General features: G+C 35.5%; 15 protein-coding genes and 1 pseudogene. 3 read left to right on the forward strand and 13 right to left on the reverse strand.

Annotated features, from left to right (window positions below):
- Nucleotides 1–79: 79 nt before the first annotated feature.
- Both G4D61_RS18045 and G4D61_RS02115 read right to left on the reverse strand, forming a co-directional pair.
- A complete protein-coding gene (locus G4D61_RS18045; RefSeq protein ID WP_235425182.1) occupies nt 80–562 on the reverse strand; it encodes a hypothetical protein in 483 nt (160 codons plus the stop codon).
- Nucleotides 563–881: 319 nt separating this feature from the next.
- The gene (locus tag G4D61_RS02115) at nt 882–1,151 is read right to left on the reverse strand and encodes a hypothetical protein (protein WP_025731012.1); all 270 of its coding nucleotides are present in this window, start codon (nt 1,149–1,151) and stop codon (nt 882–884) included.
- Between the two features lie 175 nt (nt 1,152–1,326).
- Between G4D61_RS02115 and G4D61_RS02120 the strand changes: the two genes are divergently transcribed.
- Complete coding sequence (locus G4D61_RS02120; RefSeq protein WP_231473108.1) at nt 1,327–2,646, forward strand: DUF3231 family protein; 1,320 nt, start codon at nt 1,327–1,329, stop codon at nt 2,644–2,646.
- Between the two features lie 177 nt (nt 2,647–2,823).
- Here the strand turns inward: G4D61_RS02120 and G4D61_RS02125 are convergent, their stop codons facing one another.
- The 9 genes and pseudogenes from G4D61_RS02125 to G4D61_RS02165 all read right to left on the reverse strand — a co-directional run bounded on the left by G4D61_RS02125 (nt 2,824) and on the right by G4D61_RS02165 (nt 9,225).
- The gene (locus tag G4D61_RS02125; protein WP_025731010.1) at nt 2,824–3,246 is read right to left on the reverse strand and encodes a YfmQ family protein; all 423 of its coding nucleotides are present in this window, start codon (nt 3,244–3,246) and stop codon (nt 2,824–2,826) included.
- Nucleotides 3,247–3,351: 105 nt separating this feature from the next.
- Nucleotides 3,352–4,128, reverse strand: coding sequence for a sulfite exporter TauE/SafE family protein (locus G4D61_RS02130; protein ID WP_025731009.1), 777 nt, complete (start codon nt 4,126–4,128; stop codon nt 3,352–3,354).
- A 158-nt stretch (nt 4,129–4,286) separates the two neighbouring features.
- On the reverse strand, nt 4,287–5,414 hold the full coding sequence (locus G4D61_RS02135) for an MBL fold metallo-hydrolase (protein ID WP_163173114.1): 1,128 nt from the start codon (nt 5,412–5,414) through the stop codon (nt 4,287–4,289).
- Between the two features lie 45 nt (nt 5,415–5,459).
- Complete coding sequence (locus G4D61_RS02140; RefSeq protein WP_163173116.1) at nt 5,460–5,855, reverse strand: DsrE/DsrF/DrsH-like family protein; 396 nt, start codon at nt 5,853–5,855, stop codon at nt 5,460–5,462.
- A 65-nt stretch (nt 5,856–5,920) separates the two neighbouring features.
- Complete coding sequence (locus G4D61_RS02145) at nt 5,921–6,505, reverse strand: sulfurtransferase TusA family protein (RefSeq protein ID WP_025731006.1); 585 nt, start codon at nt 6,503–6,505, stop codon at nt 5,921–5,923.
- A 54-nt stretch (nt 6,506–6,559) separates the two neighbouring features.
- Nucleotides 6,560–6,856: a rhodanese-like domain-containing protein gene (locus G4D61_RS02150; RefSeq protein WP_025731005.1), complete on the reverse strand. Its 297-nt coding sequence runs from the start codon at nt 6,854–6,856 to the stop codon at nt 6,560–6,562.
- An 11-nt stretch (nt 6,857–6,867) separates the two neighbouring features.
- Nucleotides 6,868–7,241, reverse strand: a pseudogene (locus G4D61_RS02155) (rhodanese-like domain-containing protein).
- 251 nt (nt 7,242–7,492) lie between these two features.
- Complete coding sequence (locus G4D61_RS02160) at nt 7,493–7,753, reverse strand: metal-sensitive transcriptional regulator (RefSeq protein ID WP_025731004.1); 261 nt, start codon at nt 7,751–7,753, stop codon at nt 7,493–7,495.
- A gap of 500 nt (nt 7,754–8,253) precedes the next feature.
- On the reverse strand, nt 8,254–9,225 hold the full coding sequence (locus tag G4D61_RS02165; RefSeq protein WP_025731003.1) for an ABC transporter substrate-binding protein: 972 nt from the start codon (nt 9,223–9,225) through the stop codon (nt 8,254–8,256).
- Between the two features lie 223 nt (nt 9,226–9,448).
- Between G4D61_RS02165 and G4D61_RS02170 the strand changes: the two genes are divergently transcribed.
- Together G4D61_RS02170 and G4D61_RS02175 are read left to right on the forward strand one after the other, a co-directional pair.
- Entirely contained in the window at nt 9,449–10,462 is a 1,014-nt protein-coding gene (locus G4D61_RS02170; protein WP_437177730.1) for a FecCD family ABC transporter permease, read from the forward strand.
- On the forward strand, nt 10,463–11,488 hold the full coding sequence (locus tag G4D61_RS02175; protein ID WP_025731001.1) for a FecCD family ABC transporter permease: 1,026 nt from the start codon (nt 10,463–10,465) through the stop codon (nt 11,486–11,488). It begins immediately after the preceding gene.
- Between the two features lie 253 nt (nt 11,489–11,741).
- Here G4D61_RS02175 and G4D61_RS02180 read toward each other — a convergent pair whose 3' ends face one another.
- Both G4D61_RS02180 and G4D61_RS02185 read right to left on the reverse strand, forming a co-directional pair.
- A complete protein-coding gene (locus tag G4D61_RS02180; RefSeq protein WP_025731000.1) occupies nt 11,742–13,079 on the reverse strand; it encodes a multicopper oxidase domain-containing protein in 1,338 nt (445 codons plus the stop codon).
- 568 nt (nt 13,080–13,647) lie between these two features.
- The gene (locus G4D61_RS02185) at nt 13,648–15,171 is read right to left on the reverse strand and encodes a malate:quinone oxidoreductase (protein ID WP_025730999.1); all 1,524 of its coding nucleotides are present in this window, start codon (nt 15,169–15,171) and stop codon (nt 13,648–13,650) included.
- Nucleotides 15,172–16,035 lie beyond the last annotated feature (864 nt).

A 16,035-nucleotide genomic window follows, 5' to 3' on the forward strand; every position in this document is an offset into this window, starting at 1 on the left:
TAAAAGTATATGGGCTAAGAAACCGCGAACATTGTGCTTTAGCTAACCACTTTTGAGCGTTGTCTCAACCTTTTACTCATTATTCGTAATCGTTTTTATGACGCTTTTTGTCTTTTTTATGTTTATCGCAGTCCTCACATTCGTCCGGAATACCTGGATCGTCAATAATATTTTTTGTTACGGTTTCATAAACATGCCGTGGAACGTTCACGATGTGCTTTCTATTTATATATATAACTGGATGAACATATGTTACTTCTCTCTCAACGTAAGTGTCTTCAACAACATACTGAGGATCACAATAAATCGTGTTATCAGCATTATTACGAACGCTCTCGACATTTTGTACAGAATTTGATGCGCTCAAGTCACTTAATTGAAAATTGCTTGATGCATCAAAAGCGTCGGTGTGATGAAAACTGCTGCTTGATGTTCTAAATTCATCTACTTGTTGAGAACTGCTGCTACTCGATGTTCTAAAGATATTTTGGGAACTGCTTGATGTGCTTAGGCTATCTGACATCCAAAGATTATCATGGTTACTTGTCCTATGCTTACTCATACATAATCACCTTTCACTTTATATTCTATATATAAAATGCTCTTAGAGAGCAAGGTGGAACAGACAAGTATCTAAAAAATAGAGTAGGATTTAAAATGAGCAATTCGCTTAATACGAAGGCTCTGTATTAATATAATTTTCAATAAATGTTATTCACTTAATCGTCCATAAAAATTGATTAGAGCAAAAAGCGCAAAACTCCGCAGGCGCATGCCGAGGAAGCTCCCTGACTGCCCGCGGGAAGCAACCCTCCTAAAGCGCAAATCAGCCTTCAAGTTTTCATAAACTAAAACTAATACGGTAGGATGTTTTCATACAATTATAAGTTGTGAAACATTGTACGGATTTTTTCTAAATCACCTATGAAATGACTAGTTTCCTCAGATGTTAAACTGACTGGCATTTGGTCATACAGTGTAATAATTTGACCTTCATCTTCATTCACATGTTTTTTCAAATAATCATAAAGTGTATTTAATTGATTTCCATTTATAGTGGATTCCATATAGAAATGTTTTACCTGTTGCAAGGCAAATTCATTCCTATATTCATCAAATTCTCCCGAAATAATATCCCCTTTTATCAGCATATCATCACCCCAACATTTTTAGTTACGAATAGTTTTCTACAATGTTTTGCTTTTCATTAATGTTTTTGACATTTTCAAAAGAAAGAAATGCCTTCTGATTTATGTGTATACTTCATCACGAATATCATAAAATAATGTCAAATTATAACCGTAACGACAATTGGAGGTATTTCTTTTGGGTACTGGAGCGAACGATCAAACAAATCCTGCATTACCGGAGCTTTTAAACCAATTAGTAGATAAGCTAAAAAAAAAGCAGCTTACTATATCAGAAATTTTGCCCATATTTTCTCAAGACAAGAATAATAAAAGTACAAACAATCCAGAAATCCACACTTTATTAAAACAAATGATTGACAATACGCATCATAATAGCAACATAGCTACTTCAAAAGTACAAAATCTTTTCCAGCAATTTATTGAGGAAAAAGTGAAATCCGGTATTTCAAGCGCTGAAATCACTTCCCTCCTTACACAAATAACGAAGAAAGCGGAGAAAAATACTTTAACTGCTGCGGAGCTGTCCGCTCTTTGGCTTCAATATTTAGGGGATAGTATGGCAATTTGTGTTTATAAATACTTTCTTAACATTGTTGAGGATGAAGAGATAAAATCAATTCTAGAGCTTTCATTGCAATTATCTGAAGGGCACATCGCAAAAATTACCGAATTTTTGGAGAGTGAAAATTACCAAATCCCATTAGGGTTTACTGAGAAAGATGTAAATCTCAATGCTCCGCGGCTATTTACCGACTCTTTTTTACTTTTTTATTCCTACATTATGGCGATTCATGGTTTAACTGCCTATAGTTTGGCAATTACAAATTCAGAACGACAAGACATTCAAAACTATTTTTATGAATGCCTTGTAACATCTAAAGATTTGTTTCAAAAAATAGTAAATTTGGCTAAAAATCAACCTTTTTATTCGAGTGTACCGACCATACCTTCATCACATGAAGTAGAGTTCGTTGATTCAACAGGAATAATTTCAAATCTATTCGGAGACAAAAGACCACTCAATAGTTCCGAAATTAGCAACCTTTTCTTTAATTCAAAGAAAACCGGATTTGTGAGGTCATTGAGCTTGGCTTTTAGTCAAGTAGCAGAACTAGAAGAAGTTCGTAAATTTATGGTAAAAAACGTAGAATTATCGGGGAAAGATGCTGAAAGTTTCAATACAATCTTACAACAAGACCATTTACCAATACCTGAGTCATGGGATGCTGAAATCACTGACTCTAAAGTAAGCCCGTTTTCAGACAAATTAATGGTGTTTCATGCAGCGTTTTTAGTGAATGCAGCACTTTCCTATTATGGTGCATCAATAGGTGCAAGCTTAAGGTCAGATATCATTTTAAATTATGAAAAAGTACTAAACCATGCAATGCACGCTGGCTCAACTTGTTATAAAATCATGGTGAAATATGGCTGGTTAGAAAAGCAGCCAGAAGCGATTGACAGAAAATCATTAGCGCAAGACTCAGAAAAATAAACAATATTTTTTCAACTATGCTATTGGTTTAGCTCTCACTATAAAGTCCAATATTTATGATCAAACTACTCGAAAAATAATGGGAAAGTAATTCATTGCGAAAAAATAAAGATCGCTCCATACTAGATACGATCTTAATAAATAATCAAATTTAAGGGGGAAAAGCGATATTCCCCCTTAAACATTCACATTAAAAAATTGTTTTCTTTTTTGAAATCCCTCTGACAATAATTTATACGCAATGATTTTTTTCTTATCATGTTTAAACACATCAACATGATCATTGTAAATGTACACAAATAATCTGGCATTTTTTTTGCCGATCTTTGTATTAATAATCAATGGGGTTCCACTTTTCTTTGGATGTACATAATACTTTTGTAAAAATATTGCTTCGTTAAATTCGTTAATCACTTGTATTTTTTCTTCTCCGTCTAAACGTTCTCCATTGATATCTACGGTTGCAGTCTCATTACTGAGCTTTGGATGGACTTCGAATTTACTAACAAACCAATCTACAATAAAGGTTGGAGGACATGTTACTAATAATTTTACAAATGCTATAAGGAATATCATTAACACCCATACCCATATTCCCATATATATCATCTCCGTTTTGTTCATGAACAAAATTATGATCATAGAATTGAAGCTGGTTGAAACCTTTCCAAAAATATTCCCTTTTCTATTTCATACACCGCTGTATCATAGAATGTCAATCCAGACTTTTATTGCTGTCATACATAATAAAACACTTAACATAACTTGTAAGATTTTTGTATCCATTCTTTTGCTTATTTTTGCCCCGATAGGTGCAGCAATTAAACTAGCTAAGACGATCATAATAGCTGGCATAAATTCAACCTGTCCCGTTGCAATCTTTCCAACAGTTGATCCAATTGAAGAGATAAACGTAATAGCTAATGAAGATGCAATCGTCATTCTAGTTGGTATTTTTAATACTGTTAACATAATTGGTACCAATAAAAAAGCTCCGCCAGCCCCAACAATACCAGCACCAATCCCAACAATAAAAGAAAGCAATACAGCTAGCCGTTTATTAAAATTTACTTGTTCGAAAGAAACATCATCTAATCCTTTTTTAGGCACAAACATTAAGATAACTGCCAATAGCGCTAGCATCCCATAAATCATGTTAATGGTGTTTTCAGTTAGATGATTAGAACCAAATCCCCCTATGAAACTGCCTACTAATATACTAATCCCCATATAAGCAATCAATTTTTTATTTAAATAGCTGCCTTTCCGATAGATCCAAACACCGCCCATTGTTGCAAAGAGCACTTGTATGGCCGTTATTCCTGCTACCTCATGTGAAGTAAAATGTGCAACTCCGAGTGCTGCGGGAACAAATAATAGCAATGGGAAATTAATAATAGCCCCACCAATCCCAAACATTCCAGAGATAAATGAACCAATAAATCCGACTAAAAAAATGGTCACAATAAAACTGACATCCATTTTTACGCCGCCTCTCTAAATAAGAAACCTCTTTTAAATTTATCTTTTTTCAGTTGTTTGAGCGAAAGTATACGAACGTATTCAATTTTATGAATATTTTTACAGTATGCATAGAAGACGATGACACTATATTTTACTTCTTAAATTCCTTTAGTCTCTTATCGGACAGCGCAACGATTCGGCCCAATTTCCATTTCCCGCTGCTTTTTTTTATCAGGGGTAATTTTCCCCATATTAGTTTGACGAATTTCTTTATATGAGTTCGGTTGTGGAGGTAAATTCTCCGTAACCAAATTTCTAAATTCAATTTCGTCTTCAACGTTTAATCCGTGGTTCTTTGCGAATAGTGTTTCTAAATGTTCTGATACTGTTCCATCTTCATTTAGCTCCCCAATTGTCATAAAATGAGCTGGGAGAACAACTAAATCATCAGATAATTCTCTGTAACGTTTATAAAGCGTCTCTCTTAAATCTACTACCCAATCTTGAGCTAAACCAGCTAAATCAGGTCTGCCAATTGAATCAATGAACAAAATATCACCGGAAAGTAAGAATTGTTCATCCACAACAAATGAAGTTGAACCGATCGTATGTCCTGGTGTATGCAATGCATGGATGTTCATTTTTGTATTGCCAATTGTTATATTACTGCCGTCTTCTAAAGGATGATATTTGAATATAACTTCTGCTGCATCCTTTGATGGAAGCCAGTATGTTGCACCTGTATTCTCAGCAATAAGACGGCCGCCAGAAATATGATCTGCATGAAGATGTGTATCAAAAACATGTGTAATGTTAACTCCAATACTTTCAGCAAAATGTAAATAATGATCAATCATTCGCGTTGCATCAATTAATGCTGCTTCTCCATCAGAGACAACCATATAAGATAGACAGCCTTTGCCAATACGAACAAATTGATAAATTTCTCCCCCATGTCTTAAATCACCCACTTTAACAGGCTCTAAATGCTCGCTCCACGCTTCCATTCCACCTTTTAAGTAAGAAACTGTTAAGCCTGCCGCAGAAAGCATATCTGACACCATAACGGAAGATCCTTCTTTAGCACATACGACTAAAATGTCTTTATCTAAAGGAAGTTTGTCTATAATTGCGTCTACACCATCGAGTAATTCAAAATAAGGAATATTTAAAGATTGGAAATGTCTTCCTTCAATTTTCCAATCTTTAAAATCATTTTCGTTTCTTACATCTAGAATAAATAACTTTTCGTTATGAAATATTTTTTTTGTTAGATCAGCTGGTGACATTAGATGAACAGCCATTTCTCTATTACCCCCTACGGTATATTATTTTCGATAATTAACTGACTAAAATGTTAATGTTATATCTGCGTCTTTAGCAAATCGTAAAAACGTTACTGCTCCTCCGACTTCTACCCCTTCAATAAACTGTTCCTTTTCCAATCCCATGACATCCATAGTCATTTGGCAGCCAATAAATGTAACCCCTAATTCTTGCGCCATAGCAACTAATTCAGGAATACTAGGTATATTTGCTTTCGCAAATCCTTCTGCAAAATGTTCTTTTCCCTCAGGCATTGGAAGTTGTTGATAAGCTTCTTTATGAATTAAATTTAAACCTTCAAATGTGAAAAATATTGCTACCTCTTGATCGGTTGCTGCAGCTGCAGTTGCGATATTAAATACTTTATACGCATCGAACAGCCCACCATTACTTGCGATAATTGCTACCTTTTTACTCATGTTATATTCCTCCTAATTTTATTTTTATATTTCATAATCCAGTCTTTTCAACGTCTCTTCTTATGTTAATGTGAATCATTTATACTTAATGTTTTTCCAGTCCATTCACTCATACCTGGTACGACATTTACAACATTTGTAAAACCTTCCGCAACTAATTTCTGTGCTGCTAGATCACTGCGATTACCTGTACGGCATATCACGAAGATCTTTTCTTCCTTATTTAGTTCGTCTATATGTTCTTCTAATTCTCCTAAAGGAATAGAGATAGAATTTGGAATATGATTAAAAACATATTCTGCAGCCTCTCTTACATCGAGTATAGTTATACTTTCGTTAGCATTCAGCAATTTTTCTAGATCCTCATTGTTAATGACATTAGGGTGTTTTTTATCTTCTTCTTCTTCATCCGCAGATACTTTTCGTAAATAATGCTTAAGAACCTCCCCTTCATCAATTGTGCCTAAATATTGATGGCCAGTACTTTGAGCCCATGCTTGAATATCTGCCCTTGAGCCTTTGTCTGTTGCCTGAATTTCAATTACTTGACCTGCCACAAGATTCTCCATTGCTTTCTTTGTTTTTATGATTGGCATTGGACAAGTTAACCCTTTCGCATCTAAAATAATGTCCGCCTTTACACTTGTCATGATAATATCTCCTCCTACAATATACCTACATAGGTATATAAATGTATATAAAAATTATTCAACTTTTCCTTTCCAAGCAAGCATTCCACCGCTCATATTGATCACATTAAATCCTTGTTTTTCCAAAAACTGCGTAGCACGACCGCTCCTACCGCCTGAACGGCAAACCATTATATACTCTTTACATTTGTCTAATTCATGCATACGAAACTCAATTAACCGTAAAGGTATGTTGATAGCACCAGGAATTTTTCCAACTAAAACTTCTTTAGCTTCCCGTACATCAATAATATTTAAACTCTTTCCATCTTCAATTAATGTTTCTACTTCTTTTGCTGAAATTTCTCTCATACTCTCCCCTCCTAAAAAAATGATAACCAGCTATTCATACCTCCTTTCACATTCGTCACTTGCTTAAATCCCTGCTTTTTAATGATTTTGCAAGCCCTAATACTTCTCATTCCACTCTGGCAAATGACAACAACTTCTCCTTAGAAAGTTGATTTAATTTTTGAGGTAATTGATAAAGTGGGATATTTTCAAGTTCCTTGATATGGCTTTCTTTATCTTCACGAGGTGTACGAACATCCACAAATTGTCTATCTTTTTCTTTTAATTCTTTCTTCAATTCTGTTGTAGTTATATTTCTCACCCAATTAGTTGGAAATAAACGCCGAAGAACAAGGAAAATAATAAATGTGAGAATAATATAATATAGATATTCCAAATTTAACATCTCCTTAATTAATTTAAATGAATTATTTTCACCTCCTGCTCATAAATCTTTTATCTTCTAGGCTGTCTTATTAGTATACCGGTATGGGTATATAAGTTTGTGAAAATGATCTTATGAATTTTAAAAATTCATACCTACTTTTTAAACTTTTCACCATTTTAGCAGTATGGACTAGTGAAAATAAACGTTATGGTTTCACTCATGAATACCCCCACGGGTATATAATATGATAAATAAAAGAGGATGTCAACCTATCGACTTTTTACTAAAAGGTTGACAGCTTCTTTCACAAGTTCTTCTGCACTTCTTCCCTCTGCTTCAGCCTTTTGAACACATTCCACCAAATTAGAACTTACAACAACACCAATTGTCCGATCGATCGCTGTTCTTGCAGCTGATAACTGTGTTATCACATCTTTACAATCTTTGTTTTCTTCCATCATCCTTAAAATTCCCCGTAATTGTCCTTCAATACGTTTAACTCTATTCTTCATTTGATCGTCATACAACATATATGTTCCTCCTTTAATCTATTAAACATTCGTTATTTATTCTTAAATGTAAATGGGATATCCATTATTTCACTGCTACATCGTTATATCGCAACATGCCGTCTCAATTAAAATGCTGTCACATAGTTTTTTATAAACTAGATTGGACAGATAATTACCACATTATACCCGCACAGGTATATCGACGTCAAATAAAAAATAAACATTTTATTTTTAAATTAGAATATAGCCCTCTCAGCACTCAATTAATTTAACTTATTTTCCTATAATGATCATCAGTAGCGACAGTCTCGATTTCAATTACAAATGCAATAACTATATTCATATAGGTACCAATAAAAATAGAGGCCAGGACAAAAGGATGTGAACGAAAGAAACCCCAAATATTGCGCTCCAATCCCACTCCAGAAATATACTTCACTTTCCGGAGCTGATTTGTGCAATATTCGTCTTTAGCTAAACACTTTTGATTTTTGTCCCGAGCCTCTTGGTTTTAATGTTTATTTATCAATTGCTTTTAATACGTCATCAATAATTTGCTTATTGGCAATCGTACCTGTATATAACCAGCTAGAGCTTGCTGGTAACTCAGTAACATGATGATGTTTAACAGCAGGAATATTTTTCCATAGTGGTTGTTGTAACATACTTGAATCCTTTTTATCGCTATTAATGAGGAAGATATAGTCAGCATCAAGTTCTGTTAACTTTTCAAGTGAAATTGGATTCCAATTACTTGTTGCTTTCGCTGAAATTTCTTCTACTACTTTAGGAACTTTTAATCCTAAATCATTGTACAAAACATCTCCACTTGAGAGATTTTTAGACACGATAAAGAATTTACCACCAACTAGCCAAACTGCTGCTACTGAAGGGGATTTTCCATCTTTTGCTAGTTTCGCTTTTGCAGCCTTTGCCTTTTTATCATAATCTGCAAGTACTTGTTTCGCTTTATCTTCTTTATTTACTACTTTACCTACTGCAAGCAATTCTTTACGCCAATCATTATTCTTTTCTTTTCCTACAACATATGTCGGAGCAATTTTGTTATATTTATCATATTTTCCTCCACTTACCATATCAGCAGAATCCATAATAATTAAATCTGGTTTGAATTTTTCAACAGACTCAAAAGGAAGGTCATATGAAATAGTAGGTACGCCTTTCAACTTATATTGCAAGTAATCTTGAATACCATTAGAAACACTCCATTGGGCAACCGGTTTCACATCGAGTGCTACAAGATAGTCTTCTAAATACGATGCCAATACTCGTTTAGGATGCGTTGGAACTTCCAATTTATGTCCCATTGCATCTGTTACTTGACGGGTTTTAGATTGTTCCTGTACAGAAGATTTACTTCCATTATCATTGCTAGAATGACCATTATTTCCACACGCTACTAATCCTACTGATAGAAGCGCAACTCCACACAATTGCATTACTTTTACTGTTTTTTTTCTAGAAATCATTTTAATCCCCCTAAAGTTATGATAAAATATGTATCGAATCAAATTGATAATGATTATCAACATCAATTAAAGCGGAATTCTCCTCTTCTGTCAATGCTTTTTTGAATATTTATACAAAAATTGACGTTTTGACTATTTATTTGTCAACATCCTTGCTTAATGAAATTGCGAGAAAGAAGGAAACATAGTGAAGAAAGATTTAACGAAAGATGAATTACAAAGCATACATAATGATAAACCATATAAAAGGAAGCTTGCTTATCTTATTCTTAGCTTTGGATGGATCGCTGTAATTCTTGCCATTGTCAGCTCGATCTATTTTGGAGCATCCAATATTCATTATGCGACCGTTTGGAAAGGTATCTTTTTTTATAACCCAACAAATTCTACACATGTCATTATTCACGATCTACGTCTACCTCGGGCACTTGCAGCAGTCTTTGTTGGGGCCGGCTTAGCAGTGTCGGGAGCGATTATGCAAGGAATGACAAGAAATCCCCTTGCTTCCCCTTCTATATTAGGGGTCACATCAGGGTCACTGTTTTTTATGGCGATTGCTTTTGCATTTTTTCCAAATCTTACTTATAGGAACTCGCTTTTATTTTCATTTGTTGGGGCTGGAGTAGGTGCAGCACTTGTTTTTTCGATTGTCGCTGTCGCCAAAGGTGGAAACGCAACAGTTAAACTAGCGCTTGCTGGATCGGCAATCTCTTCCTTGCTCAGCGCTTTATCAACAGCAATTGGGCTGCGCTTTAACGTTTCTAAAGATATGAGTTATTGGTATGCTGGGGGCATTGCTGGCATCCAATTAAATCAATTAAAATATGTGATGCCTATCATCATCATCGGTATTGTAATTGCGATAATTCTTTCACGTTCTATTACTGTTTTAAGTCTTGGGGAAGGAGTCGCAACAGGACTGGGACAAAAGACGAAATTTGTGCGATTTACAGGCATTGTCGTTGTCTTGTTACTTACAGGAGCATCAGTGTCAATCGCCGGCATGATCGGTTTTATTGGGCTAGTGATCCCTCATATTACACGTTTTCTCGTTGGATCAGATTATCGCTTTATCATTCCTTGCTCCGCTATCCTTGGGGCACTTGCTCTGCTCGGTGCAGATATTCTAGCAAGAATGATTAATGCTCCTTTTGAAACACCAGTTGGAGCGGTCACAGCAATTATTGGTGTTCCATTCTTTCTTTATTTGGCACGCAAGGAAGGAGGGGCGCTATAAATGGTAAAAAATTCAACTAATCATACATTGAAATACATAGCATTAATGACTTTTCTCGTAATCATACTAATCATTGTTTTTGTTGTCAGCATCAATACAGGCTATATGAAAATCCCCCTTTATGAGGTTTGGTCTGCCTTTTTTGGCCATGATGTTGGTAATCAACGATTAACATTATTTGAATTTCGCTTACCCCGTATTATTCTGGCAATGCTGATTGGTGCCGGCATTGCTGTAGCAGGAGGCATTTTGCAAGGTATCACAAGAAATCAATTGGCAGATCCTGGAGTCATTGGTATCAATGCAGGTGCAAGTTTTGCCGTAGTTTTATTTACATTTTTAACAAATAGTACAACTTTTCTAACAGGAACACTTTCTGTCTTTGTCATGCCATTTACAGCATTAGCAGGTGCTTTTGTTGCCGCTGTACTAATTTATATCATTTCTAGAAAAAATAGCAAGGTCAGTCCTATGCGTCTTATTTTAGTAGGTATTGGTATCAATGCAGCCTTCGCTTCTGGAACTTTAGTCTTACAAATGAAAATGGATCCACAAGATTTCACAAAAACATTGACATGGATATCAGGCAGTATTTGGGCAACAAACTGGGATTTTGTAGTCTCTACTCTCATATGGTTAATCATCCTCGTTCCTTTAGCAATCTATAAGTCACGTACTTTAAATGTCTTCAGTTTAGGTGATACCATTGCGATAGGATTAGGTGTCCCTCCTGAAAAGGAACGTCTAAAGCTATTAATTATCGCAGTTGGTCTAGCCGGTGCTTGCGTATCAGTCGGAGGCGGCATTACCTTTTTAGGTCTTATCGCTCCACATATTGCGCGAAGCCTTATTGGCTTAAAACATGAAAAACTCTTACCATTGTCCGCTCTTCTTGGAGCCTGTATTCTTCTTATTGCAGATACAATAGGACGTGTCGTTATGGCACCTATGGAACTTCCTGTTGGTATTGTTATATCCATTCTTGGTGCACCGTATTTCATCTACCTGCTCATGCAGACAAAATAGGATCAAAACAGGTGGTTGACAAATGCGGGCTATGAAAATACTCTTCATTTGCCAACAAAGGCGTTCAGAATGAATCCATTCTGAACGCCTTTTAAAATTCATGACAGCCATGCAACTTCTACTTGCTGCACGTCCAAGCAGGTCTGCTGCAGAAAGCGAATCCTTTGGAGCGGAATTTTACATTCCAAGTACTGCGGTTCTGAGCGAAAAAAAGCTGGTAACCTTTAAGTTACCAACTTCATTCATCGCAAGTTTATTTTTTTACATCAAATGTAGTAATCATACCTGACATATCTCCATTACTATCAACAACATGATCTGTAATGTGACAGTGGAATAACCACTTTCCTACTTGATTTGCATTAAAAGATATATCATAGGTTGTGCCCGGTGCAGTCGCAATTGTATCCATCGTTACTGGTGAAGGTAAAGGCACACCATCTTGGCTTATTTCCTGAAAATGCATGCCATGTAAATGCATTGGATGGACCATTGAGCCGATATTAATCAAGTGAACAAGGATTTTATCCCCAACCTTGGCTGGTAACACCGGTGTTGCTGGATAAGACCGTCCGTTAATAGTGTAACCAAACTGTGGTGAATCATTGACAAGTACTGTGTATTCTTTTTGATAACCAGGATGTACTTGTTTCCATCCTGTTCCTTTAGGCTCTACAATAAATGCTCCAAATAGCCCCATTTGTTCTTGCTTCAACATATCTTTCATCGGATGGCTATGGTAAGCATACGTACCTGGTGAAGCATTGACAGTAAACGTATATGTCCAAGTCTCACCTGGCTTAATATCAGGCTGGCTCACTCCACCAGTTCCATCCTGCTTAAATGGAACATCAAGTCCATGCCAATGTACAGTCGTGCCTTCAGAAAGATCGTTTTTGACAATGATTTTGACCTTATCTCCTTGATTGACCTTAATTTCTGGACCTGGAACAGTTCCGTTATAAGCCCATGCCTTCACTTTTTTACCAGGCTTAACTTCCCACCATACTTGCTTAGCATTTAGGTGAAAAACTTTATAGCCATTGACCATTTTATATGGAAGTAAACGAATACCATCGGCTTGTTTAGGTTCACCGCTAGTTCCCGTTCCTAACGGTGCAGTCTTTCCTTTACTATCTGCTTTTTCAGTTGACGACATTGTTTCCATTGTCATTGCTTGCTTCTTGTCTGTAACTATAACAGTCCCATCCATTCCAGCATGATAGGTACACTTATATTTGTAGGTACCTTTCTTATTAAACGTATAGGAAAATGTCTTCCCCTCTGACAGTTCTTTTGATTTAAATGCCCCTGAATTACTTACGACATTGTGCGGTGCTGCATCTTTATTCTTCCAAGTTACTTTAGTACCTTCAGTTACATAAACAACCTTAGGGGAAAAGGCCATATTTTTCATATCGATCTCAACTTTTCCGCTATGAACCGTTTTAGATGCTGTCTTATTTGTTTTCGACGAATCCGTACTGTTAGAAGATTGACAACCCGCTGCTATGAATACAAGTAACATAATCATTATTAAACTACTTAATGCTTGACTCCATCTTTTCATTGTATCATTTCTTTCATTCATTAATTAAATTCATTCTCTTTAAGGTTACTATGAATCTCCTTCTTAGTCAGCGGTATTTTATTGCTAAATGTTACAAATTAGAGAACTTAGTCCAAAATTTCACAAAGTATTAAATTTATGTTCCCTCATTGTCTATTATTTCACATATGAGCTATACAAAAGTACAAATATTTCAGCATAATCAGCTGTCCTTGCTTAAAAGGTATACCTTTTTGCTGCAACATGTTTCGTTATTTTCGTTATATCTCTCAAAGTTACTGTTTGGATTGCCACAATACTCAAATATGTGGATATTAGTCAACACTTCTAGTTCAGAATGTTGCTAAGCGTTGGAGCAGATCCCCCCATAAGCAAAGTGAACTTTATTGAACTTTGGACTGTTTAGATTGGCAGCCTAATCCATTCCCCAATTATATGATAGACGCATCCAAAAAAAGGATTCAATATTAGCAGAAAGAAATACGAAATGACAGTCTACACATTATCAATCAACGGATAAATCAAAGATTTTAAGCTTTTTAGCTATCATGTCATTCCTCTTACTTACCGATTTTTTTGCTTAACGCTTTCATGATATACTTTGATTTCTATGTCCGAAACGTTTTCCGTTCAATCCAAGCGTTTCCGCTGTTGAAGTATGTATTTTTTGGAAAAGTTCCGGATTCTCTGCTAGTGCTACGCCATAAGAAGGAATCATTTCTTTAATTTTTGGTTCCCATGCTTTCAGACGTTCCGGAAAGCATTTTTTGATTACTTCAAGCATTACATGAACTGCCGTAGAAGCCCCTGGGGAAGCACCTAGTAAGGCAGCGATTGAACCATCTGCAGCACTAACAACTTCCGTTCCAAACTGAAGTGTCCCTTTACCGCCTTCAGCAGTATCTTTTATTACTTGCACACGTTGTCCTGCAACAACGATATCCCAATCTTCACTTTTGGCGTTTGGCACAAACTCTTGTAACTCTTTAATACGTTTTTCTTTTGATAACAACACTTGTTGAATCAAGTATTTTGTCAATGGAATGTTTTTTGCACCTGCCGCTAACATCGTTAAAACATTGTTTGGCTTTACGGATGCTAATAAATCAAGATTTGAACCCGTTTTTAAGAATTTTGGTGAAAAACCAGCAAAAGGTCCAAATAACAATGTTTTCTTATTGTTGATAAATCGTGTATCAAGATGCGGAACAGACATTGGCGGAGCCCCAACTGCAGCTTTACCGTAAACTTTTGCATGATGCTGTGCTACAACTTCTGGATTATTACATACTAGAAATAATCCGCTTACAGGAAATCCCCCAATATGCTTACTTTCTGGGATACCAGTCTTTTGTAGCAATGGCAGGCTTCCACCGCCTCCGCCGATAAAGATGAATTTTGCAGTACAATACTCTATTTCCCCTTTATCATTGCGTACTTTAACTTCCCATAACCCGTCACTCGTACGTTTAATATTATCAACTTTATGCTTGTAGTTGACATCTACATTTTTATTCTTTAAGTGATCAAATAACATGCGAGTTAAAGCACCAAAATTAACATCAGTTCCAGAGTCAATTTTTGTTGCTGCAATAGGTCCGCTCACTTTACGATCCTGCATAATAAGCGGGATCCACTCCTTAAGTTTTATCGGATCGTCAGAAAACTCCATACCTTGAAATAACGGGTGATCCGAAAGCGCTTTAAAACGTTTTTTCAAAAATGCTACATTTGTTTCCCCTTGTACTAAACTCATATGAGGCAATGGCATAATAAAATCCTGCGGATTCCGGATCAAATTGCGGTTTACTAGATATGACCAAAATTGTCTTGAAACTTGGAACTGTTCATTGATTTTAACAGCTTTACTAATATCTATAGATCCATCCGCTTTTTCAACAGTGTAGTTCAGCTCACACAATGCAGAATGACCTGTTCCCGCATTATTCCATTCATTAGAGCTTTCCTCTCCTGCCTTATCAAGTTTTTCAAATACTGTAATTTTCCAGTCCGGCACTAATTCTTTTAAGAGTGTCCCTAAAGTCGCACTCATGATACCGGCTCCAATTAAAATAACGTCTGTATTAGTTTTATTATTTTCCCTGTTGCTCATCTTTAACATCCTTATATTTAAGATTTACAGAAAGGATGTAGGTGCTCTGCCTAAATATCACAGCAAAGAGCGACACAGTCATACATCTTTTCTGTATGAATTATACCTAATATTAGTTTATCAAAATTATTTATAAATTTTAATATATATTTTGATTCTTTTCTATTATCAAGAAATATTGTAGTGAATATTATTATGAACGTAAGCATCATAAAGAGCAATCAAGCGATAATGTTATCTCATTATAATTGTCAATCAACAGTTATTTCCTGAGGCAATATGCCAAACTCCAAATTCAGACAAAAAGACTGCAAATAAAAGATGAGCACTCAACTCAGCCCATCCCTTTTTAAATGATGCTACAGTTCTGTTTATAAGAGCACGAATTGAAAGCCATTGAAAAAATATATGAAATCAGAATTCTTTTTTGGTTGTTAAGTTTCACTTTTTCCTTTAAAATATTGAACTTATAGTTCATCTAAAATATCCCATCGTATAACAAACTTACAATAAATATACTGAATACCCTTTCATTTCTACAAATACAAAAGGGAACCTAAATGAAAGTAATCTAGAAAAAAGCCCCATATAGGATCAACATACGTTATTTAAATTAAATGGATATTTAGTTGATGATTGAGCATCTTATAATGAGGTCTCAATATATTGAAAACTGGGAGGATCGTTGGGCAATAATACGAAGGAAACATTGAGTTAGAAGTAAAAAACAGTAGATATTGAAATTGCCATCAAAAATTTAACAACTTCAGAGCGCAATGAAATCAACTAAGGCTCTTTTCAACAAGGACAACAACAGTCTGGGCAACAAAATCAAAGCAGACCCCAACGATTAGTCGGGGTTTT

Origin of the sequence: Heyndrickxia ginsengihumi (assembly GCF_011008565.1) — a bacterium.
Lineage (GTDB): Bacteria > Bacillota > Bacilli > Bacillales > Bacillaceae_C > Weizmannia > Weizmannia ginsengihumi.

Excerpts from the sequence above, each read along its gene's own strand:
- G4D61_RS02140 (WP_163173116.1), bottom strand. The coding sequence starts at position 5,855 with ATGAGTAAAAAGGTAGCAATTATCGCAAGTAATGGTGGGCTGTTCGAT.
- G4D61_RS02135 (WP_163173114.1), bottom strand. The coding sequence starts at position 5,414 with ATGGCTGTTCATCTAATGTCACCAGCTGATCTAACAAAAAAAATATTT.
- G4D61_RS02150 (WP_025731005.1), bottom strand. The coding sequence starts at position 6,856 with ATGAGAGAAATTTCAGCAAAAGAAGTAGAAACATTAATTGAAGATGGA.
- G4D61_RS02130 (WP_025731009.1), bottom strand. The coding sequence starts at position 4,128 with ATGGATGTCAGTTTTATTGTGACCATTTTTTTAGTCGGATTTATTGGT.
- G4D61_RS18045 (WP_235425182.1), bottom strand. The coding sequence starts at position 562 with ATGAGTAAGCATAGGACAAGTAACCATGATAATCTTTGGATGTCAGAT.
- G4D61_RS02160 (WP_025731004.1), bottom strand. The coding sequence starts at position 7,753 with ATGTTGTATGACGATCAAATGAAGAATAGAGTTAAACGTATTGAAGGA.
- G4D61_RS02180 (WP_025731000.1), bottom strand. The coding sequence starts at position 13,079 with ATGAATGAAAGAAATGATACAATGAAAAGATGGAGTCAAGCATTAAGT.
- G4D61_RS02165 (WP_025731003.1), bottom strand. The coding sequence starts at position 9,225 with ATGATTTCTAGAAAAAAAACAGTAAAAGTAATGCAATTGTGTGGAGTT.
- G4D61_RS02175 (WP_025731001.1), top strand. The coding sequence starts at position 10,463 with ATGGTAAAAAATTCAACTAATCATACATTGAAATACATAGCATTAATG.
- G4D61_RS02125 (WP_025731010.1), bottom strand. The coding sequence starts at position 3,246 with ATGGGAATATGGGTATGGGTGTTAATGATATTCCTTATAGCATTTGTA.
- G4D61_RS02115 (WP_025731012.1), bottom strand. The coding sequence starts at position 1,151 with ATGCTGATAAAAGGGGATATTATTTCGGGAGAATTTGATGAATATAGG.
- G4D61_RS02145 (WP_025731006.1), bottom strand. The coding sequence starts at position 6,505 with ATGACAAGTGTAAAGGCGGACATTATTTTAGATGCGAAAGGGTTAACT.
- G4D61_RS02185 (WP_025730999.1), bottom strand. The coding sequence starts at position 15,171 with ATGAGCAACAGGGAAAATAATAAAACTAATACAGACGTTATTTTAATT.